At 70.8% G+C, this 22537-nt stretch carries 28 protein-coding genes; 13 read left to right on the top strand and 15 right to left on the bottom strand.

Annotated features, from left to right (window positions below):
• A partial coding sequence (locus OUY22_RS14200; protein WP_270155391.1) for a winged helix-turn-helix transcriptional regulator occupies positions 1–509 on the top strand: 509 nt, incomplete at its 5' end.
• Here OUY22_RS14200 and OUY22_RS14195 read toward each other — a convergent pair.
• The gene (locus OUY22_RS14195) at positions 398–934 is read right to left on the bottom strand and encodes a TetR/AcrR family transcriptional regulator (RefSeq protein ID WP_270155390.1); all 537 of its coding nucleotides are present in this window, start codon (positions 932–934) and stop codon (positions 398–400) included. The genes OUY22_RS14200 and OUY22_RS14195 overlap by 112 nt on opposite strands.
• 166 nt (positions 935–1100) lie before the next feature.
• On the opposite strand from OUY22_RS14195, the gene OUY22_RS14190 reads away from it, so the two are divergent.
• The 3 genes from OUY22_RS14190 (at position 1101) to OUY22_RS14180 (ending at position 3120) form a co-directional block, all read left to right on the top strand.
• Positions 1101–1850, top strand: coding sequence for an SDR family oxidoreductase (locus tag OUY22_RS14190; RefSeq protein ID WP_270155393.1), 750 nt, complete (start codon positions 1101–1103; stop codon positions 1848–1850).
• 58 nt (positions 1851–1908) lie between these two features.
• Complete coding sequence (locus OUY22_RS14185; protein ID WP_270155389.1) at positions 1909–2574, top strand: NADPH-dependent F420 reductase; 666 nt, start codon at positions 1909–1911, stop codon at positions 2572–2574.
• A gap of 108 nt (positions 2575–2682) precedes the next feature.
• Entirely contained in the window at positions 2683–3120 is a 438-nt protein-coding gene (locus tag OUY22_RS14180; protein WP_270155388.1) for a hypothetical protein, read from the top strand.
• Positions 3121–3176: 56 nt separating this feature from the next.
• On the opposite strand, the gene OUY22_RS14175 is transcribed toward OUY22_RS14180, so the two are convergent.
• Positions 3177–4400, bottom strand: coding sequence for a M20 family metallopeptidase (locus OUY22_RS14175; protein ID WP_270155387.1), 1224 nt, complete (start codon positions 4398–4400; stop codon positions 3177–3179).
• Between the two features lie 101 nt (positions 4401–4501).
• Between OUY22_RS14175 and OUY22_RS14170 the strand changes: the two genes are divergently transcribed.
• From OUY22_RS14170 to OUY22_RS14160, 3 genes are all read left to right on the top strand, one after another.
• Positions 4502–4960, top strand: coding sequence for an Lrp/AsnC family transcriptional regulator (locus tag OUY22_RS14170; RefSeq protein ID WP_270155386.1), 459 nt, complete (start codon positions 4502–4504; stop codon positions 4958–4960).
• A 21-nt stretch (positions 4961–4981) separates the two neighbouring features.
• Positions 4982–5296: an NIPSNAP family protein gene (locus OUY22_RS14165; protein WP_270155385.1), complete on the top strand. Its 315-nt coding sequence runs from the start codon at positions 4982–4984 to the stop codon at positions 5294–5296.
• 74 nt (positions 5297–5370) lie between these two features.
• Positions 5371–5964, top strand: coding sequence for a TetR/AcrR family transcriptional regulator (locus OUY22_RS14160; protein ID WP_270155384.1), 594 nt, complete (start codon positions 5371–5373; stop codon positions 5962–5964).
• Here OUY22_RS14160 and OUY22_RS14155 read toward each other — a convergent pair.
• Entirely contained in the window at positions 5959–6963 is a 1005-nt protein-coding gene (locus tag OUY22_RS14155) for a zinc-dependent alcohol dehydrogenase family protein (RefSeq protein ID WP_270155383.1), read from the bottom strand. The two genes, OUY22_RS14160 and OUY22_RS14155, sit on opposite strands and share 6 nt — an antisense overlap.
• A gap of 67 nt (positions 6964–7030) precedes the next feature.
• Between OUY22_RS14155 and OUY22_RS14150 the strand changes: the two genes are divergently transcribed.
• Complete coding sequence (locus OUY22_RS14150; RefSeq protein WP_270155382.1) at positions 7031–7348, top strand: ArsR/SmtB family transcription factor; 318 nt, start codon at positions 7031–7033, stop codon at positions 7346–7348.
• A 25-nt stretch (positions 7349–7373) separates the two neighbouring features.
• Here the strand turns inward: OUY22_RS14150 and OUY22_RS14145 are convergent, their stop codons facing one another.
• On the bottom strand, positions 7374–7685 hold the full coding sequence (locus tag OUY22_RS14145) for a cupin domain-containing protein (protein ID WP_270155381.1): 312 nt from the start codon (positions 7683–7685) through the stop codon (positions 7374–7376).
• A gap of 107 nt (positions 7686–7792) precedes the next feature.
• On the opposite strand from OUY22_RS14145, the gene OUY22_RS14140 reads away from it, so the two are divergent.
• Positions 7793–8767: a helix-turn-helix domain-containing protein gene (locus OUY22_RS14140; RefSeq protein ID WP_270155380.1), complete on the top strand. Its 975-nt coding sequence runs from the start codon at positions 7793–7795 to the stop codon at positions 8765–8767.
• Positions 8768–8773: 6 nt separating this feature from the next.
• Here the strand turns inward: OUY22_RS14140 and OUY22_RS14135 are convergent, their stop codons facing one another.
• Positions 8774–9613 (bottom strand): helix-turn-helix transcriptional regulator, encoded by an 840-nt coding sequence (locus OUY22_RS14135; RefSeq protein WP_270155379.1) that lies wholly within the window; start codon positions 9611–9613, stop codon positions 8774–8776.
• Positions 9614–9737: 124 nt separating this feature from the next.
• On the opposite strand from OUY22_RS14135, the gene OUY22_RS14130 reads away from it, so the two are divergent.
• Positions 9738–10517 (top strand): NAD(P)H-dependent oxidoreductase, encoded by a 780-nt coding sequence (locus tag OUY22_RS14130; protein ID WP_270155378.1) that lies wholly within the window; start codon positions 9738–9740, stop codon positions 10515–10517.
• Between the two features lie 115 nt (positions 10518–10632).
• Here OUY22_RS14130 and OUY22_RS14125 read toward each other — a convergent pair whose 3' ends face one another.
• The 3 genes from OUY22_RS14125 to OUY22_RS14115 are packed head-to-tail and all read right to left on the bottom strand — an operon-like array spanning position 10633 to position 13124.
• Entirely contained in the window at positions 10633–12498 is a 1866-nt protein-coding gene (locus OUY22_RS14125; protein ID WP_270155377.1) for a tetratricopeptide repeat protein, read from the bottom strand.
• A gap of 29 nt (positions 12499–12527) precedes the next feature.
• Positions 12528–12752, bottom strand: coding sequence for a hypothetical protein (locus OUY22_RS14120; RefSeq protein WP_270155376.1), 225 nt, complete (start codon positions 12750–12752; stop codon positions 12528–12530).
• 36 nt (positions 12753–12788) lie between these two features.
• Positions 12789–13124, bottom strand: coding sequence for a hypothetical protein (locus tag OUY22_RS14115; protein WP_270155375.1), 336 nt, complete (start codon positions 13122–13124; stop codon positions 12789–12791).
• A 281-nt stretch (positions 13125–13405) separates the two neighbouring features.
• Here OUY22_RS14115 and OUY22_RS14110 point away from each other — a divergent pair, with 281 nt between their 5' ends.
• On the top strand, positions 13406–14371 hold the full coding sequence (locus OUY22_RS14110; protein ID WP_270155374.1) for a LuxR C-terminal-related transcriptional regulator: 966 nt from the start codon (positions 13406–13408) through the stop codon (positions 14369–14371).
• On the opposite strand, the gene OUY22_RS14105 is transcribed toward OUY22_RS14110, so the two are convergent.
• Positions 14301–15389, bottom strand: coding sequence for a helix-turn-helix domain-containing protein (locus OUY22_RS14105; protein WP_270155373.1), 1089 nt, complete (start codon positions 15387–15389; stop codon positions 14301–14303). The two genes, OUY22_RS14110 and OUY22_RS14105, sit on opposite strands and share 71 nt — an antisense overlap.
• Positions 15390–15460: 71 nt before the next feature.
• Between OUY22_RS14105 and OUY22_RS14100 the strand changes: the two genes are divergently transcribed.
• Positions 15461–15778: a cupin domain-containing protein gene (locus tag OUY22_RS14100; RefSeq protein WP_270155372.1), complete on the top strand. Its 318-nt coding sequence runs from the start codon at positions 15461–15463 to the stop codon at positions 15776–15778.
• A gap of 81 nt (positions 15779–15859) precedes the next feature.
• Here OUY22_RS14100 and OUY22_RS14095 read toward each other — a convergent pair whose 3' ends face one another.
• The 4 genes from OUY22_RS14095 to OUY22_RS14080 all read right to left on the bottom strand — a co-directional run bounded on the left by OUY22_RS14095 (position 15860) and on the right by OUY22_RS14080 (position 18862).
• Positions 15860–16573, bottom strand: a complete 714-nt coding sequence (locus OUY22_RS14095) for a hypothetical protein (RefSeq protein ID WP_270155371.1) — start codon at positions 16571–16573, stop codon at positions 15860–15862.
• A complete protein-coding gene (locus tag OUY22_RS14090; RefSeq protein ID WP_270155370.1) occupies positions 16570–17064 on the bottom strand; it encodes a SigE family RNA polymerase sigma factor in 495 nt (164 codons plus the stop codon). Before OUY22_RS14090 ends, OUY22_RS14095 begins: the two co-directional genes overlap by 4 nt.
• Before the next feature lie 247 nt (positions 17065–17311).
• Positions 17312–18460 (bottom strand): NAD(P)/FAD-dependent oxidoreductase, encoded by a 1149-nt coding sequence (locus OUY22_RS14085; protein WP_270155369.1) that lies wholly within the window; start codon positions 18458–18460, stop codon positions 17312–17314.
• A 180-nt stretch (positions 18461–18640) separates the two neighbouring features.
• Complete coding sequence (locus OUY22_RS14080) at positions 18641–18862, bottom strand: hypothetical protein (protein WP_270155367.1); 222 nt, start codon at positions 18860–18862, stop codon at positions 18641–18643.
• A 258-nt stretch (positions 18863–19120) separates the two neighbouring features.
• Between OUY22_RS14080 and OUY22_RS14075 the strand changes: the two genes are divergently transcribed.
• The gene (locus tag OUY22_RS14075) at positions 19121–20344 is read left to right on the top strand and encodes a coiled-coil domain-containing protein (protein WP_270155366.1); all 1224 of its coding nucleotides are present in this window, start codon (positions 19121–19123) and stop codon (positions 20342–20344) included.
• Positions 20345–20779: 435 nt separating this feature from the next.
• On the opposite strand, the gene OUY22_RS14070 is transcribed toward OUY22_RS14075, so the two are convergent.
• Positions 20780–20992, bottom strand: a complete 213-nt coding sequence (locus OUY22_RS14070) for a hypothetical protein (protein WP_270155365.1) — start codon at positions 20990–20992, stop codon at positions 20780–20782.
• A gap of 368 nt (positions 20993–21360) precedes the next feature.
• Positions 21361–22518 (bottom strand): pyridoxal phosphate-dependent aminotransferase, encoded by a 1158-nt coding sequence (locus OUY22_RS14065; protein ID WP_270155364.1) that lies wholly within the window; start codon positions 22516–22518, stop codon positions 21361–21363.
• Positions 22519–22537 lie beyond the last annotated feature (19 nt).

Here is a 22537-nt window from a genome sequence, read left to right as displayed (position 1 = left end):
CAATGGCCGGGGGAGAGGAGTCGACCATGGATTGCGAGGAGTTCGTGGCGGACTGCCGCATCCGCGCGGCGACCGATCTGTTCGCCCACACGTGGGATCCCGTGGTCCTGATGGCTCTCACCTCCGGGCCGCGCCGGCGGCGCGAGCTGCGCGAGGCCATCGGCGGCGTCAGCGACAAGGTGCTGACCCAGGCGCTGCACCGGCTGCTCGCCAGCGGGCTGATCGACCGCCGCGCCCACGCCGAAGCTCCGCCGCGTGTCGAGTACGGCCTCACCGGCCTGGGGCAGAGCCTGGTCGACGGCCCGCTGCGGGCTCTCGGCCGCTGGGTCCAGGACCACGGCGACGAGCTCGCCGACGCCCAGGAGAGGTCCGTACGGGACAAGCGCGGCGCGGAGGCTCAGCGGGGCGGCCAGGCGCGCAGGGCGGCGTCGGCCATGGCCTGGAGCTCGTCGCGGCCCACACCGCTCGCGGCCTGCACGGCGATGCCGAAGACCAGGGTGGTGACGTAGCGGGCCAGGAGCCCGGGATCGGTCTCCGGAGGCAGGTCGCCGTCGTCGACGGCCCGCTGGAACCGTTCCCTGACGCGGGCGCAGCCGTCGTTGCGCCAGGCGGCCAGTAGGTCGCGGACGCCCCCCCCGGAGTCGCCGGTGACCAGGGCGCTCTGGACGCCCAGGCACCCTCGGGGAGCGGCCGGGCGGGTGGTGGCCCGGATGACGCCGGTCAGGATCGCGGTGGCGACGCCGAGGGCGGTCGGCTCCTCCAGGGCGCGGGGCAGGTAGGCGCTCGGGCCTTCGCTGTAGCGCTGCAGGGCCTTGCGGAACAGCTCCTCCTTGTTGCCGAAGGCCGCGTACATGCTGGTGGTGGAGATCCCCATGGCGCCGGTCAGACCGGCCAGGCTGGCTCCCTCGTAGCCGTGCTCCCAGAAGACCAGCATGGCGCGCTCGAGTGCTTCGTCGGGATCGAATCCTCGCGGCCGTCCAATGGGGCCGCTCCGTCTGGTCTCCACACCGGCAGCCTACCTCTTTCGCATCGATCGCTACAGAAGTGCTAGGGTTCGAATTCCGCATCGATCGATACAAAAATAACAGGAGGTCATGGAGATGGGACTGCTGGAGGGCAAGACCGCTCTGGTCACCGGAGGCAGCACCGGCATCGGCCTGGCCAGTGCCGTCCGACTGGCGGCCGAGGGCGCGCACGTGTTCATCACCGGCCGGCGCAGGGCAGAGCTCGACGCGGCCGTCGACGTGATCGGGCAGGCGGCCACCGCGGTGATCGGCGACATCGCCAACCTGGCCGACCTGGACCGGCTCTACGAGACGATCCGCGGCCGGGGACGCGGGCTGGACGTGCTGTTCGCCAACGCCTCCATCGCCGCGTTCGTGCCGCTGGAGCAGATCACCGAGGAGCACTTCGACGCGCTCTTCGGCGTCAACGTCCGGGGCACGCTGTTCACCGTCCAGAAAGCGCTGCCCCTGCTCAACGACGGCGCCTCGGTGATCCTGAACGGTTCCACCAACGTGGACGCCGGCGACGCGGCGTTCGGCGTGTACGCGGCGACCAAGGCCGCCACCCGGTCGTTCTCCAGGACCTGGGCCAACGAGCTCAAGGGCCGCGGCATCCGGGTCAACACCATCACCCCCGGCCCGACCGATACCCCCGGCCTGTCGGGGCTCGCTCCCGACCCCGAGCAGGCCGCGGGTCTCAGGCGGCAGCTGGCCGCGCACGTGCCGCTGGGCCGGCTCGGCCGCCCGGAGGAGATCGCCGCCGCGGTGGCCTTCCTGGCCTCGGACCAGAGCAGCTTCATCACCGGTTCGAGCCTGTACGTCGACGGCGGCCTGAACCAGATCTGAGCCCCATCCGGCGAGGCGCGGGGCGTCCGGTGACATCCACGAGAGACAGGCAGAACCCATGACAGTCATAGGCATCATCGGCGCGGGCGAGGTCGGCAGTCAGATCGCGCGGGCGGCGATCGCGAACGGGTACGAGGTCGTCATCGCCAACTCACGAGGACCCGAGACCCTGCGGGACCTCGTCGCGGAGCTCGGCCCGTCGGCGCGTGCCGCGACCGCCGCCGAGGCCGCCGCGGCCGGGGACTTCGCGGTCGTGGCGGTCCCTCTCAAGGTGGTCAACGACATGCCGGCGGAGGAGCTGGCGGGCAAGATCGTGCTGGACACGAACAACTACATGGTCTGGCGCGACGGCCACATCCCGGTCCTCGACTCGGGCGAGAAGACCGTGCACGAGCTGCGCCAGGAGCATCTCCCGAGGTCCAAGGTCGTCAAGGCCTTCACCCACATCCAGGCTCCCCGCATCACCACCGCGGGCCTCCCGGCGGGCACCCCCGGCCGGCTGGCGTTGTCGGCTTCGAGCGACTTTCCCGAAGCCGTGGAACTCGTGACGCGGCTGTACGACCAGTTCGGCTTCGACACCGTCGACAACAGCCCGCTCAGCGAGTCCTGGCGCAGCGGCCCAGGCCAGCCCGCGTGGCTGGCGCACGAGCACCAGACTCGGGACGAGCTGGCCGCCAACCTCGCCAGGGCACGCAAACACGGCATCCATAACATACGGTCATAAATCCCGCATAATGATCTATCTTTCCCGCTTTCGTCTCAGTAGCATCGCCCATGATCGCGAGAACGTGCCGGGACGGCCCGGCACACGGGGGATCGGGAGAGGTCCAGTATGCGCAAGCGGCTCAGCGTCGCCAAAGCGATGGTCGTGCTCGGCGTGACCGCCATGACCGTCATGTCGACCGGGGTGGCGCACGCGGCCACCAGCAGCATGCACGTCTATCACGCGGCCGGAAACGTGGCGGGCACGGTCTGGTTCAACTCCGGCACGTCGAACATGACGAAAGGCCGGAACTCCTTCACGGTGAAGGACGTCCTGTGCAACGACGGCTGGACGGTGTACGCGCAGTACAAGAAGAGCTCATGGAACAACCCCCTCGTCGGCTGGAAGTACACCGACGGCGTGTCCTGCACCGGAAGCCCCAGGGAGCTCAGCGTGTCCATCTCCGGTGACGTGAGCAGGCAGCAGTTCATCTGGCGCGGCTGCAAGCAGTCCGAGAGCAACCTCAAGGTCGAGTGCGAGGACTACGTCAGCGACTACCTGGACTGACGCGGACCCGTGCCCCGCCCGGGCCGAGGGCCTGGGCGGGGCACGGGTGCAGGAGGTCAGGCCAGCAGGTCGCCGGCGTACAGGGCGTAGACGGCGGCGCAGCGGCGCACGGCGGCCTCCTCGACGTACTCCCCGGGACCGTGGGAGACGTCCAGCCGGCCGGGCCCGAAGCCGAAGGCGGGGATGCCGAGCTGGGCGTACCAGCGGATCTCCAGGATTCCCGCGCACATCTCGAAGCGCGCCGGGGCGCCCTGGACGCCGGCGACGACGCGTGCCAGCGCGGCGGCGGCCGGGTGGTCCGGCGCGGTGTGGGCGGAGGGCTGCGACTGCGTCGTGGTGATCGACACCCGCGCGCCGACCTCCGCGGCGGCGTCCTCGATGAGGGCGGTCAGCCGCTTGAGCTCGACCGCCAGGTCCTCCTCCGGGTTGTAGCGCCCGTCGACCGTGAAGTACGCGGAGCCGGGCACCACGTTGAAGTTGGAGCCGCCGCCGAACAGGCCGCCGACCACGATCATGGTGCCGGTGGCGTCGTCGGGGTGCATCGGGGTGGCGGTGTGCCGCCCGGCCATCTCGGCGGCGTAGCGCTCGACCGGGCGGGCGACGTGCAGCAGGTGCTCGAAGGCGTTCACGCCGGTGTTCGCCTGGCCGACGTGCGCCTCGCGCCCCTGGATGTCGACGCGCAGGGAGATCGCGCCGCGGGCGGCGTTCCAGATGCCGCCGCCGCTGGGCTCCGCGGTGAGCATGGCGAGCGCGGCCGGGTCGATCAGCCCGGCGGCGCGCAGGTGCCCGGCGCCCACCACACTGCCGGTCTCCTCGTCGCAGACCAGGTGCACGACGATCCGGCCGTCGCCGAGCAGGCCCAGCTCCTGGGCCGCGGCGGCGCCGTACAGCATGCTGACGATGCCGCCCTTCATGTCGGCGGCGCCGCGCCCGATGATCCTGCCGTCCTGCCGCCGCGCGGTGAACTGGGCCGGGTGCTGGGCGGGGACCACGTCGAAGTGGCCGTGGAAGTAGACCAGCCGGTCGCCGTCGCCGGCGGTGCCACTGGTGGTGCCGCGCACGACGCACGGGTCCTCCAGGTGGGCGGGCGCGTCGGCGATGTCGATGACCTCCGGGGAGAGGCCGAGCCGCTCCATCTCCTGCCGCAGGATCGCGGCGCACCGGCCCAGCGCGCGGCCGGGCGGGTTCTCGGACTCCACGGCCACCAGCCGCTCCAGCAGCCGGGCCATCTCCTCACTCCGGCTGTCCAGCCAGGCTTCGACCTGTGCCACACGATCCATAGCGACCATCTCTCTGCTGAGGGCTCAGCCGTAAGTGACCAAGCAATTCTAGGACGTGAAAGGCCTCATGTGGTTGCGAGTCATGGCTGTACGCTGCACATATGCGCAATATTCTGGCACTGGATGACATCGATCGGCAGATATTGTTTCATCTGCAGCGTGACGGCCGGCTGACCAACGTCGAGCTGGCCAGGCGCGTGGGCCTCACGCCGCCGCCGTGCCTGCGACGGGTCAAGCGCCTGGAGGAGAGCGGGGTCATCAGCGGCTACCGGGCGACCGTCGACCACGAGCTGCTCGGCGGAGGACTGGAGGTCATCGTCTCCATCGAGGTGAGCGTGAGCGATCTGAAGACCCTGGAGGAGCTGGAGAGGACCATCGCCGCCTACGACGAGGTGGTCGAGTTCCGCAGGCTGTTCGCCACGCCCGACTACCACCTGCGCGTCCTCGTCGCCGACTACGCGGCCTACGAGGCGTTCCAGACCGGCAAGATCATCGGGATTCCCGGCGTGGCGCGGGTGATCTCCCAGCCGACCATGAAGAAGATCAAGGTGATCGACTGACCCGCCGTTAGCCTGGTGCCCGTGATTACTTGTGTGGTGGAGTACGTGATCGACCCGGCGCAGATCGAGTCGTTCGAACGCTTCGGGCGCCGCTGGATGGACCTGGTCGACCGGCACGGCGGCACGCACCACGGGTACTTCCTGCCGGCGGAGGGCGCCAGCGACAGGGCGCTCGCCCTGTTCAGCTTTCCCAGCCTCGCCGCGTACGAGGAGTACCGGACGCTGTTCGGACGCGACCCCGAGTTCGTCGAGGCGGATCGCATCAGGGACGAGAGCGGCTGCGTCCTGCGCTACGAGCGCACCTTCATGCGGCCGATGCTGCCCGGCGCCTCCTGATCCCGGATCTCGCGCCTGACCCGCTAATCTAGGCCCGCTGGTTGGGGGCTGATGGCTCTAGGAATGGTGGCCGCATGGTCAGGGCGGGGCTGACGACGGATCGGGTCACGCTCGCGGGCGCCGAGCTGGCCGACGAGGTCGGGCTCGACCACGTGACCATGTCGGCGGTGGCGCGGCGGCTCGGGGTGAGGGACGCGAGCCTGTACGCGCACGTACGCGGCCTGGAGGACCTGCGCGGCCGGATCGCGCTCCTGGCGGCGGACGAGAAGACGATCCGCATCGCCGAGGCCACCGCCGGGCGGGCCGGGAAGGACGCGCTGACGGCGTTCGCGAACGCCTGGCGGGCCTACGCCCACGCCCATCCCGGCCGCTACAGCGCGACCCAGCTCACGGCGCGGCCCGATCCCGGGCCGGCCGGGCGGGCGCCCGGACCGCTGCGTGCGGTCGATCTGACCTCCAGCATGCTGCGCGCCTACGCGCTGGACGAGCCCGACCTGACCGACGCGGCCCGGCTGGTGCGCAGCACGCTCCACGGCTTCGTCAGCCTGGAGGCCGCCGGCGGGTTCGCGCACCCGCGCCCGGCCGAGGACTCCTGGACCCGCTGCCTCGACGCCCTGCACGCCGTGCTGGAGCGCTGGCCCGCACCCCGCGAAACGGCCCTGTCATGACCGATGGTCCACCGTGACCACGATCTTGCCGAACTGGGTGTTGGACTCCAGGTGCCGATGCGCCCGCACGATCTCCTCCAGCGGGAACACGCGGTCCACCACCGGCCGGAACGCTCCGCTGCGCAGCCCCGAGCCGACGAACGCGGTGGCGCGGCCCAGCCGCCTCGGGTCCCTGGCGATCTCCAGCATCGTGTACGTCCGCATGTTCAGGGCGGGCATGCCCAGCTCGAACCCGGGATACGGGGTCGGCTGCCCGCTGAGCGCCCCCCACAGCCACAGCGTCCCGTCGGCCGCCACCGCCCGGGCCAGCTCGGTCACGCCAGGACCGGCGACGGCGTCGAAGACGTGCCGGGCTCCCCGGCCGCCGGTCAGCTCCAGCACGCGTCCGGCCACGTCCTCCTCGTCGGAGACGATGACCTCCGCCGCGCCCTCGTCGATCAGCTGCCCGGCCTTGGCGCGGGTGCGGGTGACGGCCACCGGGACGGCGCCCAGGCGGTCGGCGGTGTGGATCGCGGCCAGGCCGACGCTGCTGGAGGCCGCGTTCACCACCGCCACGTCGCCCGCCCGCAGGCGGCCGATCTCCACCATCGCGCCGTAGGCGGTCAGGTACGGCATCCACACGGCCGCACCCGAGACGGCGTCCACCTGGGCGGGCCGGGGCAGCAGCGCGGTGACCGGCACGATCGCCCGCTCGGCGTAGACGCCGTAGTCGTTCTGGGAGAAGTTCGGCACGACGCTGACCGGCTGTCCCGGTGCGAAGCCGGTCACGCCCGGGCCGACCGCCTCGATCGTGCCGGCGGCCTCGGAGCCGAGCCTGGCGGGCAGCCGCTTGACCGGCTCGATGTAGTGGCCGCTCCTGAACAGGGCCTCGGCCCTGTTGACGCCGATCGCCTCTACCCGGATGCGCGCCTCGCCCGGTCCCGGCTCACCGGGGTCGTGGTCCTCCAGCCTCATCACCTCGGGCCCGCCCAGCTCGTGGAACAGCACGGTCCTGGCCATGCGCCTTCCTTCCCGCCGCACAAGTACGATAGTCATCGAATTTCGACGGTCATCGTACTATGAAGTCATGGAACGTACCCCGCCCCACCCGGAGATGGACCGGTTCGACCTGCAGCGGGTGCTGGAGGCGCTCGTGGACCCGGTCCGCCGGAGCATCGTCGCGCAGCTCGACGCGGCGGGGGAGGACATCGCCTGCGGCGCCTTCGACATCTCCGTCAGCAAGTCCACCGCCACCCATCACTTCAAGGTGCTGCGCGAGGCCGGCCTGATCAGGCAGTACTACGTGGGCACCTCGCGCCTGAACGCGCTGCGCCGCACCGAGATGGACCAGGCGTTCCCCGGCCTGCTCGACGCCGTCATCCCCGCGCGGGCCGCCGGGCGGTGAGCCGGCTGACGCCCGACGCCGGCACTCAGACGCTGCCCTTGCGCTCGATGACCAGGACGCGCGCCTCCGGCGCGGGATGCGCGACGTGCTCGTCGCCGGGCTCGACGGCGCAGACGTCGCCGGGCGTCAGCCGCCGGACGCGTTCCTCGCCGTCGCTCCGGTAGTGCATGTCCACCGCGCCGTCCAGGACGACGAACACCTCCGGCCCGTCGTTGACGTGCCAGACGTACGGCCTGTCGGTCCAGTGCAGGCGCACTGTGGCGGTGTCGATCTCGGTGATGTCGGCGGCGCCCCAGGCCCGCTCGGCGTGGAACGTGCGCGCGTCCAGGAAGATCACGTCATTCCTCCGTCAGATGTACCAGTGGTGACCCCGCACCAGATCCTGGGCCACGGGACGGGGAGGCGACGAGTGACAGAAATGCCCCGATACGCAAGAATCCTGCCATGCATCGTGTCGTCGCCCTGGCGCTGCCGTCGGTGGTGATGTTCGACCTGGCCATCCCGGCCGAGGTGTTCGGCGGGGACGGCTACTCCTTCGCCGTGTGCGCCGAGACTCCCGGGCACGTTCCCACGACCAACGGGTTCGACGTGCGGATCACGCGAGGGCTCGACGCGCTCGACACGGCCGACACCGTGGTCGTGCCCGGCTACGCGCCGCCGGAGGAGCCCTCCGCCCGGGTGCTGGACGCCCTGCGCGCCGCCTCCGCGCGCGGCGCCCGGGTCGTCTCGATCTGCACGGGCGCGTTCGCGCTGGCCGCGGCCGGCCTGCTGGACGGCCGCGCGGCCACCACGCACTGGGTGGACGCCCCCGCCCTCGCCGCGCGCTACCCGGCGGTGGACGTCGACCCCGACGTGCTGTACGCCGACGGCGGACGAACCCTCACCAGCGCCGGCTTCGCGGCCGGCATCGACCTGTGCCTCCACCTCGTGCGCGCCGACCACGGCGCGGAGGCCGCGGTCCGCGTCGCCCGCCGCCTGGTCGTCGCCCCCCACCGGGAGGGCGGCCAGTCCCAGTTCCTGGAACGCCCGCTGCCACCCGGCGGGGAAGGCCTGGCAGCCGTCTGCGAGTGGGCGCTGCGGCACCTGGCCGAGCCGCTGACCGTCGCCGGCCTCGCCCGGCAGGCGGGCTGGTCCGCGCGCACCTTCGCCCGCCGGTTCACCGCCGAAACCGGGATGACGCCGCACCGCTGGCTCGCCGCCCAGCGCGTTCTCGAGGCGCGGCGCCTGCTGGAGCAGACGGACCTGCCCGTGGACGAGGTGGCGCGACGCTCCGGACTGGGCACGGCGGCCAACCTGCGCACCCACCTGCATCGCGACGCCGCCACCACGCCGACGGCCTACCGCCGCGCCTACCGGGGGCGTACCCGCCAGGACCACCGCGGCGACGAGCCGAGACCTCAGGCACATGACGCGGCCTGACGGCCGTCACCTGCCCCGTCGCGCGTCCGCCGCGGGGCGCGCGTCGGCGTCCAGCCCGGCCAGGAGCCGCAGGGCGTCCTCGGCGGGGCTGCCGGGAGCCGCCGAGAGCACCACCAGTTCCAGGCCCGACTCATCCGGCAGGGTGAAGTTCTCCTGATGCAGCTCCAGGTCGCCGACCAGGGGGTGCCGGTAGGCCTTGCGCGCGTGGGTCCGGGTGCGCACGTCCGCGCGGGCCCACAGACGCCGGAAGCGCTCGCTGCCCATCGCCAGCTCCCCGATCAGCGAGGCCAGGCGCGGATCCTCGGGATACTTGCCGGCCGCCAGACGCAGGTGCCCGACCACGTCGCGGGTGCACTGGTCCCAGTCGCCGTACAGGCCGCGCCCGCTCTCCTGCAGGAAGAGGTGCCGGGCCGTGTTCAGGCCCTTCATCGGGCGGCCGTACAGCAGCTCGGCCAGGCGGTTGCCGGCGGCGGCGTCGAGGCGGTGGTCCAGGATGAGCGCCGGCGCGCCGCTGATCAGGTCCAGGACGCGCAGCAGTTCGGGCCGCAGCCGCCCCGTGGGTGACCTGGCCGTGCGGCGGCGCTGGCGGGCCAGCCGGTGCAGGTGATCGCGTTCGGTGTCGTCCAGCTCCAGCACCCGCGCCAGCGCGTCGAGGACCTGTTCCGAGGGCTGGGTGGCGCGGCCCTGTTCGAGGCGTACGTAGTAGTCCACGCTCACCCCGGCCAGGTGCGCGACCTCCTCGCGGCGCAGCCCTTGGACGCGCCGGCGGCCGGCGGCCGGGATGCCCGCCGCGGCCGGGTCTATCCGGGAGCGGCGGGTGCGCAGGAAACCCGCGAGATCGTCCATGGTCCCACTATCGCGCGGACAGGTCGCGGTGAGGGTGGCCCTGCCGGTCCCAGGAAACGGCGGCCCTGAACACCGGCCGCCCGGAGGCGCAGGATCGGGGGCACCTGATCGGAAGGAGTCTCGTATGAAGACGTTGATCGTCCATGCGCATCCGGAGCCGCGCTCGCTCAACGGCGCGCTGAAGGACCTGGCGGTGTCCACGCTGGAGCGGGCCGGGCACGAGGTGCGGGTCAGCGACCTGTACGCGATGGGCTGGAAGGCGGTGGTGGACGCCGGGGACTTCGGGACGTCCGCCTCCAGCCCGCTGAAGGTCACCGCCGACTCGGGGCGGGCCTTCGACACCGGCACCCTGGCCCCGGAGGTCCGCGCCGAGCAGGACAAGCTGCTGTGGGCGGACACGGTCATCTTCCAGTTCCCGCTGTGGTGGTACACCATGCCGGCGATCCTCAAGGGCTGGTTCGACCGGGTCTTCACGTACAACTTCGCCTACGGCGTCGGCGAGCACAGCGACGTCAAGTACGGCGAGCGGTTCGGCGAGGGGACCCTCGCGGGCAGGCGGGCGCTGCTGTCGGTGACCGTCGGCGGCCGCGAGTCGCACTACGCCGAGCGGGGGGTCGCCGGGCCGATCGACGACCTGCTGTTCCCGATCCAGCACGGGATCCTGTACTACCCGGGGCTGGAGGTGCTGCCGCCGTTCGTGCTGTACAGCGCGGACCGGGTCGACGACGACGGCTTCCAGGACATCGCCAAGGCGTGGGAACAGCGGCTGCTGACCTTGGAGTCGACCGAGCCGATCGCGTTCCGGCCGCAGAACTCCGGCGACTACGAGATCCCGTCGCTGGAGCTGAAGCAGGGGCTGGAGCCGCCGGGCCGCTCGGGATTCCGGCTGCACGTACGGCCCTGACCTGGAGCAAGGGGAGTGCCGGCCCCGCCGCGGGTCATCGTGAGCCGGCGCGGCGGGCGACGGCGAACCCGGAGCAACCCCCTGCAGGGTGGATGCCTAGGCCATCGCCCTGGCCTCAAGTGCCGGCGAGCGAGCGCGTGCAGTTGGCGCGACGGCGGGTGACCATGGCGGTGTCGACGCTCTCATGGAGCAGCGCCTGGTCGTAGTCGTCGATCGCTTCCTGCCACCGCCCCATGAATTGATGCACAAGCCCTCGGTTGGTGTAGGTGGCGGCGTCTGGTCTGATCGACAGCGCACGGGTGAGGTCCTTGAGCGCCTGAGCGGGATGTCCCATGTCGAACCAGGTCGTGGCCCGGTTCATCAGGGCCTCCGTCATCGCCGGGCGGGCCGCCAGCGCGGCGGTGAAGGCGGCCAGCGCGGCCCGGTGGTCGCGATCCTGCAATGCCAGGAGTCCGAGCGTGCAGAGCAGGTCGGGGTGGCCAGGACTCAGTTCGAGGCCTCGTTCCACGTCCTGTCTGGCCTCGCCGAAGCGGCCCTGCGCGTGGTGCAGGTTGGCGCGGTTGAGCAGGGCGTTCACGTATCCAGGATCCAGCTCCAGCGCCCTGCCGTACTCCTCGACCGCCTCAACGTCTCGGCCCATCGCCGCGTACGACAGGGCGGCGTTGAAAGAGATCTGAGGGAAGGCCGGCCCTGCAGCCGCGGCCAGTTGGTAGTCACGCACTGCCCGGAGGTGGTCCCCGGCAGCCCGCCAGTTGTTGGCCCGTTCGAAGTAGATCTCGGGGGACATCGGCTCGTGCTCTATGGCCTCGGTGAACGCCTCGGCCGCCAGGGCATACCTGCGGGTGCGGTAGTGCAGGCGTCCGACGTTCTGCAGGTAAACCCCGGCCTCGCAGGCGTAGAGGTCAGGGAAGTCGCGCTTCAGGTCCCGCAGCCCGCTGCGCAGCAGCCGCATGGCGCTGTCTGGGCGTTTGGCACGCAGTTCGAGCAGTGCGCGCAGATTGGTGTCGATGAAGATGGCGTTCGCTTCCGGGTTCAGGCTCTCTGGGACGTCGCGCAGGTGCCGCAGGCACTCCTCCAGTTGGCGGATTCCGATCTCGTAGTCGCGGTCCTGCGGGTCGTGTAGTCGGGCGTGCATCAGCGCCCGGGCGTTGGCACAGTTGAGCAGCGTGACGGGGTTGTCTGTGTGCTGCTGCAGGTCGGCGCAGAGCGCCTCGGCCTCCCGTAGCTGTCCCAGCATCATGAGCGAGGTGATGACGATCCTGTGCATGCGGCCCTCGGTAAGGACGTCCTGCGGCGAGTGCCGTAGGGCCTCGCGAGCCAGCCGCATGGCGATCTCGTAGAAGCCGACGACGGAGTAGTGATGGGCGGCCTCCGCCAACGCCTCGACAATGCGGGTGGGCTCAGCCGAACTGCGTTCGAGGTGGTACGGCACCAGGGTGAGCTCCAGTGATCTGCGCCCCAGCCGCGACAGCTCGTCCGCCCGCCCGGCGTGGGCGTCCGGGCCGGCGAGGTCCGGATCCGGGCGCGGCCCGTGCCCCTGCAGCACGATGCGGGCCTGGTCCGGACGGATGCGCCGGCTGAGGATGTCGAGGAACTCCCGCTGGAGCGGGTCAGCCTGGTCCACGTTGGTGAACACGACTTGCTCGCCGTCCCGCCACCAGAGCCCCAGGAGCTCCACCATGGCGTGCGCCAGCCATCTGGTGCGGCCGCGGGGATGGAGTCCCTCGTCACGGCCGTTGGCGGTGAAGGGGATCCGGCCTGGCGGACCGATGATGGAGGCGAGGTCAGGGGCCGTTTGGAGGACGATCGCGTGGCTGTCCGGGGCCAGGGTGACGATGGTTCTGGCGAACCGCCTGATGAAGTCGGGGCGCTCGCGCTGGATGCGCGGGAGCAACTGGTTCATCAGCTCGTTGCACCCCACGTACGGAAAGACTCCGTATGCGTGGCAGTCGACGTGCAGGGCGTCCGAGGTGGGCGACACGATCGGCCTCCTGTTGTTGAGATCCGGGATCAGCCTGCGACGATGCAGGCGACGCTGGCGGCAGGGGCGGTGTCGATGCTGCTGACCGTCGCCAGCGCCAGGGAGGCGCGGATGTCGGACTGCGCGCTGTCGGCGGTCGACACCTCCTGCGTGGTGGCGGCCTGCGCCGGGGTTGCGACGATGGTGCCGAACGCGGCGGTGGCGAGAACGCCGAGTGTGCCGGCGGCGAGGCGCTGACGGGCGTCTTCAAGCATGGTGAGAGTTCCCTTCCGGGGTGTGGTGGTCCGGCTTCAGACGATCCGCCACAGCCACAGTCGCGGCTCGTTGCTGATCGTCTTCCGGGTGAGATTCCTGAGGATGGTGCGAGCCTGCGGCTCGCTGTCAGCCATGAGAAAGCCGAAGATCATCATTTCGTCCTGGACCGACCTGACGCGGAGGTGCTGCAACCCGTCATCGTCGGTCGCGTGCCGCCACAGGAAGTCGGTGAGTTCCTCAGGCGGCAGGGCGAGAGTCGAGACGAGCGGGCCGACCCAGGCCACCGCCATCATCATCTGGCGTTGCCACTGCCCATCAGGGGCTGCCCCAGCCGAACCCGTTCGCGGCGGCCGACGTTCGTTTTCCGGCATGTGCTGCGCGTCCTTGCATGAGCATGACTCCTTGCCAGGTCATGGGGGGATGAAGGCGGTGGCGGGGGGTGTTACGCCGCTCACTGCTGCCTGTTTCGAGGGTGCCGCCGCCCGGGCCCGCTGTCACCATGATCGGCCTGGCGTGATCCTGCCTGGCGCAGACGCGCCAGCGGCAGAGTGGAGCTTCGGGGCCTTCAGCAAACGACCAGGACGTGTCACAATCCCGTCACAAGCCATCACGTGAGCCTTGCGTGCCGTCCTGATGGTGACGAGGACAAGTCATGCTCGATGCGCTGGGAATGTCCACGGTCGACGAGGCCGTCTATCGCGCTGTGCTGGACCATCCGCAGCTCGACCTCGTCGGCCTGGCCGCACGGCTGGGCACCGGCACCGACTCCGTACGCGCCTCCCTGGATCGCCTCGTCGACCTCGCGCTGGTGCGCGTCAACGGCGGAGGCTTCCACGTTGTACGCCCCCAGGCGGCCCTGCAGGCGCTCCTGGCCAAGGCCGAGGCTGAGATAGCCGCCCGGCAGCAGCGAATCGAGGCCACCAAGGCCGCGGTGGTCGCCCTCGCCACCCAATACGACGACCGCGACGAGCCGGAGGCGATCCGCAGGCTCAACGGCCTGGACGAGGTGCGCGACTACCTGGCCGAGCTGTCCCGCAGCGCCCAAACCGAATGCCTGTCCCTCACCCCGGCAGGACCGCAGCAGCCCGAGGCCATGGCCGCGGAGAAGGAACTCAATCTGCCGGCGTTACAGCGCGGCGTGGCCATCCGCAACATCTACCTGGACAGCTACCGCAACGACCCCGCCACGCTGGCCCACGCCCGCTGGATGGCGGAACACGGCGGACAGAGCCGGACCACGGCGACCCTGCCCCTCAGGATGGTCATCATCGACCGCCGGATCGCCCTGGTCCCCATCGATCCCGACCGCTCCGCAGACGGAGCCTTGGAACTGCACAGTCCCGGCGTGATCACCGCTCTCGTGGCGCTGTTCGAACAGCTCTGGGCCGCTGGAACTCCGCTCGGTGAGGCGCCGCCCAAGGACGAACACGGGCTCAATCAGCAGGAACGCGAGCTGTTACGGCTGCTCGCCGACGGCCACACCGACGAGTCTGCGGGCCGCCAGCTGGCCGTCTCGACGCGCAGCGTGCAGCGCATGATGACCGCCATCACTGAGCGCCTGGGCGCCACGAGCCGGTTCCAGGCCGGCGTGGAGGCGCAACGGCGCGAGTGGCTGTGACGGCCTGGTGAGCTGGTGATTCATCTCTCTTCAAGATCATCTCTATGCGGGGGTTCTTGGTCTGACCCCCATGGGGAGCGGCGCGGAACAGGCGGCGGTAGGCGCCCGGCGTCGTGCCCAGCGCGTCGAGGAAGCGCCGGCGCAGATTGGTGGCCGAGGAGAGCCCGGCCCGGCGGGCGACGGCGTCCAGCGGGAGGTCGGAGGACTCCAGCAGGTCACGGGCCGCGGCGATGCGCTGGGCGAGCAGCCACCTGCCTGGGCTGGTGCCGAGCTGCTCGGCGAACCGCCGGGTGAGCGTACGCGCCGAGACGCCCGCGTACGCCGCCAGGTCGTCCACGGCCACCGGCTCGCCGAGCCGGGCGGTGGCCCACTCCAGCACCGGCGCGAGCGTGGCGTCGAAGTGCTCGGGGCGCGGCGGCGCCGCGTACTGCAGTTGCCCTCCCTCGCGGTGCGGCGGCATGACCATCGTCCTCGCGATGTGCGCCGCGTACCCCGCGCCCTGGTCCCGGCGGACCAGGTGCATGCACAGGTCGAAGCCCGCCCCGGAGCCGGCGCTGGTGGCCACGTCGCCGTCGTCCACGTACAGCACGTCGGGTTCGACCAGGACCTGGGGGAAGCTGGCGGCGAGCCGGCCGGCCAGGTTCCAGTGGGTGGTGGCCCGCCGCCCGTCCAGCAGACCCGCGTACGCCAGCGCGAACGCGCCGGAACAGATGCTGACCACCCGCGCGCCCCGGCGGTGCGCGCGGCGCAGCGCCTCGGCCACGGCGGACGAGGGCGGCTCCCCGGCGGGCAGCCAGCCCGGCACCACCACGGTGTCCGCCTCGCCGAGGACGTCCAGCCCGTCGGTCACGACCATGTCGTACCCCGCGTACGTCGCGACCGGGCCGGGACGCTCGGTGCACACGCCGAAGGCGTACCGCGTGGGCAGCCCCGCCCGCTCGATCCCGAACACCTGGGCCGCGCAGGCGAGCTCGAACGTCGACTGCGGCGGGCGGACGAGTGCCACAACACGATGCATGACCGGAAAGTACCGCACGATGTCTTTCCAGACACTCGGCGGGGGAACGCGCGCACTGCCACGCTGGCCTCATGACTGATGACTATGTGTGGTCCGCCGTTCAGGACGCCCCGGTCCGCGACCTCTTCCCCGGCATCCGGGCGCGGATGCTGTGGAACGGGGCGAACGGTGCGAAGGCCGCCGTGCTGGAGATGGACCCCGGCAGCCGCTGGCAGGGCATCGACGTGCACGAACCAGGGCCGGAAGAGGTCTACGTGGTCTCCGGCGTCTTCAACGACGGCGAACGCGACTATCCCGCCGGCACCTTCATCCACGCCCCCGCGGGCTCCTCGCACATCCCGCAGACGACCACGGGCTGCAGCCTGTTCCTCTTCTACCCGGAAGGCTGAAGAGGCGGCGACGACCCGCGCGGCCGCCACGGCCTGAACGCGCAGGCCGGGAAGCTCGATGAGCGGTTTCAGGGCTGGTTATCAAGACTGTGGTTTGTGGAACGGGTTGTCGTAGACACCGATCGTCCACTCGCTGGGACGCTGGTTCACCACCTTGGCAAGGCGTTCCGGCGACTTGGTGATCATTTCCAGGTCATAGGTGCCATTGCCGTCCTCGACCTTCCGATCGACGGGGGCATCGGAAGGGAAGATCCAGACCTCCAGGTGCTGAAAGTGGCCGAGCCATCCCGCGCCTGCGGACTGCCGGTCGTACTGGCTATCGAGACGGTCTCCACGAGCATCCCCGCACCGGCCGAAACTCGCCTCACTGCCCTTTCTCACCAACACCCAGACGTTGGGATCGGCGCAGCGGATGGAGTAGCCAGTGTTGTAGGTGGCCGGCTGGAAGATCACCTCGATCCCTTCGCCGACCGTCGAGTGGTTCTCGGAGTGAATCAACTCCAGGGTGTCTCCGTTCATGTCGACGACTGTCCCGGGCAGATCGACGCCGTTCGTCATCCGCATGGAGGAGGCCGGTTCCGGCGTGGACGCACCGCCGTACGGTCCGAAGGTCGCGACGAGACCGACGGCCGCCGCGGCGGCCCCGACCAGCACCGCCCCGGCTATCCCCCTTTTACGCAGGCGGGCGGCCCGCCCTCGCCGGGTGATCTCCTGCAGGCGCGCGGGTCCACTCGGCCCCTCTGCGCTGTACTCCTCGAACACCGCGCGCAGGTCGCTTTCGGTGTACTGAGTCATCGGCTCGCCTCCACATTCAGTTCGCGCACCGCCGGATCCACACGAAGCCGTGCCAACGCCCGGCTGAGCTGCTTCTTCACCGTTCCAAGTGAGCATCCGAGAACGCCGGCGATCTGCTCATGCGGCAGATCGGCGAAGTAGTGCAGCACGACGACCGCTTGCTGCCGAGCCGGGAGGGCGCAGGTCGCCGCCCATAAGGCGGCGCGGTCGGCCACCGCCCCGGCGATGTCCCGCTGCCCGGGCCCCTCCGGCATCGCTTCGGTGGGCACTTCACCCCGCCACCGACGCCGCCACCAGGAGGCGTGCGTGTTGACGATGATCCGGTACACATACGGATCAGGGTTACTCTCGATCTTGCACCAGGCCCCCCACGCCTTGATCAGCGAGGTCTGCACCACATCTTCCGCCGCCGCCCAGTCCCGGGTGAGCAGGAACGCCATACGGCACAGTCGCTCATGCCGCTGCTCGACATACGAAGCAAACGAGTCCACAATCCCCACTCCTTTGACGGCGCTCTCCGGAACTACCGCCCAGGAGGCGCCTTTGGGTGACAGAGTTCGGGAATCGGGGAACCCAGCGACCGCGGCACCGTCGTCGCTGACGGAGAACCTTCGATGGAGACCCCAGCCGCATGACAGCCAGTGTCCACTTCGGGCCGAGCTCCTCAGATTCGCTGTCGTCGATGTTCCGGGGCGCTGATCCAGGATGAGCAAGACGCGCGCCGGGCCGCTCAATGCCTCACCGACTCAGGCCTTGGGCGTCCAGGACTTGCTGCTGGGTGCTGAAGCGGTCGCCGAAGCGGTCGGGGCGCCACTGGTCCAGAGGCGTGCCGTGGGTGATGTGCTCGGCCAGAGCCTTGCCGTAGCCAGGTCCGTAGGTGATGCCGGCCTCGTTGTCGCCGGCTAGGACGTAGGCGCCGTCCACGCCGGGGACGGGGCCGACCAGCGCGCGGGAGTCCGGGGTGTGGCAGGGGGCTCCGTGCTTGACGCGCAGCTTCGACCGGCCGGCTAGGGCGGGCATCAGCGGCGCGCCATGGGCGGCGATCCGCAGGATCTCCAAGACGCCGTCGAGAGGCAGTTCGTCCAGGCGGTCAGGGACGGGCGCGTCGATCAGCACGCCGCGCGGGAAGGTGGGGTACGTGCCGCCCCACAGCAGGCCGCCTTCGTGCTCGCGTACCCAGAGCAGGGTGTCGCCGTCGGGTTCGCCGGCGGTCAGGCCGGTCAGGAAGAGCAGGGGCAGCGTGCCGGGGATGCCCAGCGGTCCGGTGCTCACGCGCGAGGTGACCTGCGGGGCGGTGGGCAGGAAGAAGCCCAGATCGCGGGTGAGCGCGCCGCTCCAGGCGCCGGCGGCCACGACCACCGCGCCACAGGCGATGGGTCCGGTGGCGGTCTCCACGGCGCGGACCCTTCCCTTATTCGTGGAGATCGCGGTGACGGGCCGCCGGGCGTCCAATCGGCCGCCACTCGCGCGAAAGCGCTTGGCCAGCGCTGCTGCCACCTTCGGCGCGTGCACCTGGCCGCCGTCGCCGATCAGCACCCCGCCACGGACGCCGCCGGCGCGTACGACGCCGCCGGTCCTGCGCTCGACCTCGGCGGCCGTCAGCGGCGTGCCCGTCTGCCAGGCGATGAGTTCCTGCCATGCCGCCTCGCTGATGGCCACGTACAGCATGCCGTCCGCGCGGTAGCCGACGTCGTCGCCTTCCTCCTGCAGGTGTGCGTAGAAGGCGTGGCCGTAGCGGGCGGCGGTGCTCTCCTGCTCATACGGCGCCCAGTCGCCGAGGAAGCCGCCGCCAGCGGCGGTGGTTCCCTCTCCGACCCCGTCGCGCTCCACGAGCCGCACGTCACCGGCACCTGCCTCGATCAGGTGCCAGGGCGAGCCCCATGACACCTCCGCCGATCACGGCGATGTCGCAACGGTCAGCCATCTTCGTCCTCCTGCGTTACGCGCGCTCGTCCGGCGCGCAGGGTGAAAGGTGAGGGCTTCCCGGATCCAGGGAGTGCGCCGAGGCTAGCCGAAACGACGCTCTATACGCCTATGGCAATTTTTTCCCTGCTTGGAGTGTGGGTGTCAGGCTTCATCGCCGTCCCACAGGTCGTAGTCGTAGGGCTCGCCGCGAGCCAGCCGCTCGGCGCGCGTCTTCTCGCGTACTTGGCGGCTTCCTGCTCGGCGGAGGTGGCGCTGCCATACCGCGGCCGCCTCGACCGGCAACAGCACGGTCTGCTTGCGGCCCCGGAAGGAGTGGCGCTGGGCGAGCGAGCCCTGGCTCTGACGAGGCCAAATGGCATACATGGATTGCCGTCGCCACATGCAGAACTAGGCGGGCGTCAGCCGTCGTTCGTGACGGATCAAAATCGGGAGTGGCAAACCCGCCGGACGACTGCGCGGCAATCCTCAGTTGCGCGGCCCGCGATCGTGCCGCGGGCTTCCCTCCAGAATTACTTGCGGGAATCCTGCCTTCTCGCAAGTAACCTGCCTCACCGACACGCGCAACAGATCCGATTTTCTGAATTCTATTTTCTAGAAAATCAATAATGTTATGATCATGTGGTGACGGAGATCGACACGTTGGTGACGCCCTGCAAGCACTGTGGTGCGCCGATCGAGCAGCGGCGGGGGCGGGGCAGGCCGAAGGAGTACTGTCCTGACGGCGACTGCCAGGCCGCCGCCAAGCGGGAGCGCGAGCTGCGGAAGGCCACCCCCGGGCTCGAAGGCGCTCTGGCCAGGGCCGAGCAGTTGTACGAGCGAATGGAGAGCGGCCTGTCCGCGGCCATCGAACCGCTGGCGCGGGCGCTGGCCGACGAGCTCAGCCCGGCGGGCGTCGAGGCGCGGATCAGCGCCGTTCAGGCCGAGGCCCACACCCGGGTGGCCATCGCCCGTACCGAGCGTGAGCAGGCGTTCGAGCAGGTACGGCTGGCGCGCGAGGCGGCCGAGCACGCGCGGCGGCAGGCCCAGGAGATGCGGGCGCGCGTGGAGGAGTCCGAGGCCGAGCGCGACACCGCGCTGGCCGACGCCGAACGCGCCCGCGAGCAGGCGCTGGCCGCGCTGCGGGAGGCGGCCAGCACCGAGCGCCAGGCGCTTCAGGCGGCCGAGGAGGCGAGCCGGCGGGCGGAGGCGGCCGAACGGCGCGCCGACGAGGCGTTCCACCGGGCCGAGGTGACCGAGCGGGCCCGCGACCAGGCCGTTCGGGAACTGGCCGAGCGGGTCGAGGCGGCCGAGGCGCTGGCCGAGGAGGCGCGGGCGGGAGCCGTACGGGCCAGGAAGGACGCCGAGCGGGCGGAGGAGGAGCGTGACCGCGCCCGTGAGGAGACGACGGCGGCCATGCGCGCCCGCGAGCAGGCCGAACGCGACGCCGCCGCGGCCATCGCCCGGGCGGAGGCGGCGGGTCAGGAGCGCGACCGTGCCGTGGCGCGTGCCGAGAGCGCCGAGCGCGCGGCGGCGGTCGCCGAGCGGGAACGCGCCATCGCCCTGAACGAGGCGGCGGCGGCGCGGGAGGCGGCCGAGCACGCGCGCGCCACGGCCGACGCCGAGGTGTCCCGGGCGCGCAAGGCGGCCGAGGCGGAGACGACCAAGGCCGAGAAGAACGCGCGACGCGAGCGGGAAAGAGGTGAGAAGGAGGCCGCGGCCGCGGTGCGGGAGCGTGACCAGGCGCTGCTGGAGCTGCGGCTCGAACGGTCACGGGTGGACGACCTGCGGGCCGAGCTGGAGGCGGCCCGCGCCGAGGCCGCGCAATTGCGAGAAAGGGCGGTCGCGGCCGAACTGAGGCGGGGCTGAGGCGCCGGTCCGACTCCGCGAAAGCGCGGAACTTCCGCTTGTTCCGGCCCTTGAGCAGCGACCAATCGGCCAGTGGCGTTAACGAGGCAGGGCGGGCGGAGCTGGCCAAGGCCTCGGCCCGCCTGTGGTGGCGGTGGAGGCACCACCGCCACGTCAAGGTTATCGGCGGGTTGGGTCCACGGGCGTGGTGTACGAGTTTGACCTGGTCATAGGCGTGGTGCCGTGAATGAAGAAGGCCATCGCGTGATCCTTCGAGTAGCTAGATCAAGATCGAAAGGAGAACCAGACGATGGCCGTCCCGGGGCTGGCGCGGCTTCACCAACGCATCCTGCAAGATCTCCGCCGAGCCCTGCTGCATCCGCCCGTCCAGCCCCACCCGGCCGACGACCCGGCCCTGGCGCCCGCCACCAAGGCTGCCTAATCCCCCCACGGCACCTACCTCGTCGAGGGCGTCATCCAGAACTTCGACGAGGCGACGAACTCGGTGACGTTGCCGTAGTCGCCCTGCTTGTCGGCGTAGGGCCAGTAGCCCTGCGCCTGGGAGGGGGTATTCGCGCCGAGAATCGGGTCGGTGGTCTTGGGAAAGAGCTCCCATGACACAAAGCTGAGCCCGTCGTCCTCTTGCGCGGTGGTGTTGTCGACGGTCACCCACTGCTGGACTATGAGCTTTCGCGTCACTGACAGTGTCCTCTCGAGGATCTGGCGGCTGAGCAGGCCCGCCGGTACGGAGCCTCCGTGGCGGACCCGATACCGGAGGTACTGGAGCGGTTCTCCTGTCCGGGGACGCAACAGCGCGCCGGTTCTCGACCTTCTCCCTCGACATTCATGGATCAGCTGCTGGAGGTTCCGCCGTGATCACGTGTGTCGGATCCGGAGCGGTGGCGCAAGGGCTGATGCCGCCGCGCGGGTTGACGTGATCAGCAGGAAGCCTGTCCTGAGAACACGGGGCTCCTCACCCGGCGAGCACGAGGGGGAGCGGCCGGCATGGTGTCGCCCCGGCCGTTCGCGGCCTGTCATCAGAGGGCCAGGCGGAAGCGATCGCCGAGGCTGGTGAGGCGTTCGACGGGTTCGTTGGCGAAGACCATCCGCAGATAGCGCCGCCCGCTCGGGCCCCAGCCGTCCATGGGGGTGGCCGCGACCTTCGCCCGGTCGAACAGGCGCCGGGACAGGTCGGAGGCGGTCAGTTCCAGGGGTCTGGTGTCGAGGAGAAGTGACCAGCCGCCGTGCGGCCGGATGACCGGGTAGGCGGCAAGCTGGTCCAGAACCGTCTCGCAGCGCCGCTGCCATTCGGCGGTGGCGGCGGCGACGTCGGCCTCGGCGTCGGGCGCGTTCAGCGCGGCGGCCACGGCCTGCTGGGCCAGGCCGACCTGGCAGACGACGTTGGTCAGACCGACGAGGCGGATGTCGGCCATGATGGGGGCAGGCCCGACGACCCAGCCGACGCGCCAGCCGATGAGCCGCAGCTCCTTGGAGGCCGAACCGACGGTGATGGTGCGCCGGGCCAGTTTCTCGTGGGCGGCCGGGTGGCTGGGAGGGCGGCCGTCGAAGCGGATGCGTTCCATGGCCGCGTCGTAGATCAACCAGGCGTCGTGGCGTTCGCAGGCGTCGGCGAGGGCGGACCAGTGGCGCTCGTCCAGGACGAGGCCGGTCGGCATCGCCGGTCCCATCATCAGGACCGCTGCCGTGCCGGGTCCGACGGCCTTGGCGAGTCGTTCGGGGTCGATGGTCCAGCCGTCCGCGGTGGGTTGTGCGGGGACGAAGCGGGGGATGCCGCCCGCGAGCCGGACGCGGTTGACCAGGCCGGCGTAGACGGGGTCGCACAGCACGACCTCCTGCCCGTTCTCCACGGTTGCGAGCAGCGTGTTGAGGATGCCGTTGAGCCCGCCGGCCACGCTGACGCACTGGGTGTCGGCGTCGTACGCGTGCCCGGAGAGGCGGCCGACATGCGCCGCGGCTGCCGCGCGAAGTGAGCGGTGCCCCTGGAACGGCAGATAGCTGTTGGCCGAGTCGGCATCTACGGCGGCATGGGTGGCGGCGAGTGCGACGGCGGGCGGACGCAGGTCGGTGTCGAGATTCTCCAGCCGCAGGAAATCCGGATCTCCTGCGGCGTCGGCCGCGTCCCCAACGGCATCCACACCGATGCCCGGGATGTCGCGTAGCCGCGTCACCGTCATGTCGCCTCCACAGTCGGAC

Origin of the sequence: Nonomuraea corallina (assembly GCF_027620315.1) — a bacterium.
Taxonomy (GTDB): Bacteria; Actinomycetota; Actinomycetes; order Streptosporangiales; family Streptosporangiaceae; genus Nonomuraea; species Nonomuraea corallina.
This window is presented reverse-complemented; position numbering and strand designations above follow the sequence as displayed.

Excerpts from the sequence above, each read along its gene's own strand:
- OUY22_RS14195 (WP_270155390.1), bottom strand. The coding sequence starts at position 934 with ATGCTGGTCTTCTGGGAGCACGGCTACGAGGGAGCCAGCCTGGCCGGT.
- OUY22_RS14190 (WP_270155393.1), top strand. The coding sequence starts at position 1,101 with ATGGGACTGCTGGAGGGCAAGACCGCTCTGGTCACCGGAGGCAGCACC.
- OUY22_RS14185 (WP_270155389.1), top strand. The coding sequence starts at position 1,909 with ATGACAGTCATAGGCATCATCGGCGCGGGCGAGGTCGGCAGTCAGATC.
- OUY22_RS14180 (WP_270155388.1), top strand. The coding sequence starts at position 2,683 with ATGCGCAAGCGGCTCAGCGTCGCCAAAGCGATGGTCGTGCTCGGCGTG.
- OUY22_RS14175 (WP_270155387.1), bottom strand. The coding sequence starts at position 4,400 with ATGGATCGTGTGGCACAGGTCGAAGCCTGGCTGGACAGCCGGAGTGAG.
- OUY22_RS14170 (WP_270155386.1), top strand. The coding sequence starts at position 4,502 with ATGCGCAATATTCTGGCACTGGATGACATCGATCGGCAGATATTGTTT.
- OUY22_RS14160 (WP_270155384.1), top strand. The coding sequence starts at position 5,371 with ATGGTCAGGGCGGGGCTGACGACGGATCGGGTCACGCTCGCGGGCGCC.
- OUY22_RS14155 (WP_270155383.1), bottom strand. The coding sequence starts at position 6,963 with ATGGCCAGGACCGTGCTGTTCCACGAGCTGGGCGGGCCCGAGGTGATG.
- OUY22_RS14150 (WP_270155382.1), top strand. The coding sequence starts at position 7,031 with ATGGAACGTACCCCGCCCCACCCGGAGATGGACCGGTTCGACCTGCAG.
- OUY22_RS14140 (WP_270155380.1), top strand. The coding sequence starts at position 7,793 with ATGCATCGTGTCGTCGCCCTGGCGCTGCCGTCGGTGGTGATGTTCGAC.
- OUY22_RS14135 (WP_270155379.1), bottom strand. The coding sequence starts at position 9,613 with ATGGACGATCTCGCGGGTTTCCTGCGCACCCGCCGCTCCCGGATAGAC.
- OUY22_RS14130 (WP_270155378.1), top strand. The coding sequence starts at position 9,738 with ATGAAGACGTTGATCGTCCATGCGCATCCGGAGCCGCGCTCGCTCAAC.
- OUY22_RS14120 (WP_270155376.1), bottom strand. The coding sequence starts at position 12,752 with ATGCTTGAAGACGCCCGTCAGCGCCTCGCCGCCGGCACACTCGGCGTT.
- OUY22_RS14115 (WP_270155375.1), bottom strand. The coding sequence starts at position 13,124 with ATGCCGGAAAACGAACGTCGGCCGCCGCGAACGGGTTCGGCTGGGGCA.
- OUY22_RS14110 (WP_270155374.1), top strand. The coding sequence starts at position 13,406 with ATGCTCGATGCGCTGGGAATGTCCACGGTCGACGAGGCCGTCTATCGC.
- OUY22_RS14105 (WP_270155373.1), bottom strand. The coding sequence starts at position 15,389 with ATGCATCGTGTTGTGGCACTCGTCCGCCCGCCGCAGTCGACGTTCGAG.
- OUY22_RS14100 (WP_270155372.1), top strand. The coding sequence starts at position 15,461 with ATGACTGATGACTATGTGTGGTCCGCCGTTCAGGACGCCCCGGTCCGC.
- OUY22_RS14095 (WP_270155371.1), bottom strand. The coding sequence starts at position 16,573 with ATGACTCAGTACACCGAAAGCGACCTGCGCGCGGTGTTCGAGGAGTAC.
- OUY22_RS14080 (WP_270155367.1), bottom strand. The coding sequence starts at position 18,862 with ATGTATGCCATTTGGCCTCGTCAGAGCCAGGGCTCGCTCGCCCAGCGC.
- OUY22_RS14065 (WP_270155364.1), bottom strand. The coding sequence starts at position 22,518 with ATGACGGTGACGCGGCTACGCGACATCCCGGGCATCGGTGTGGATGCC.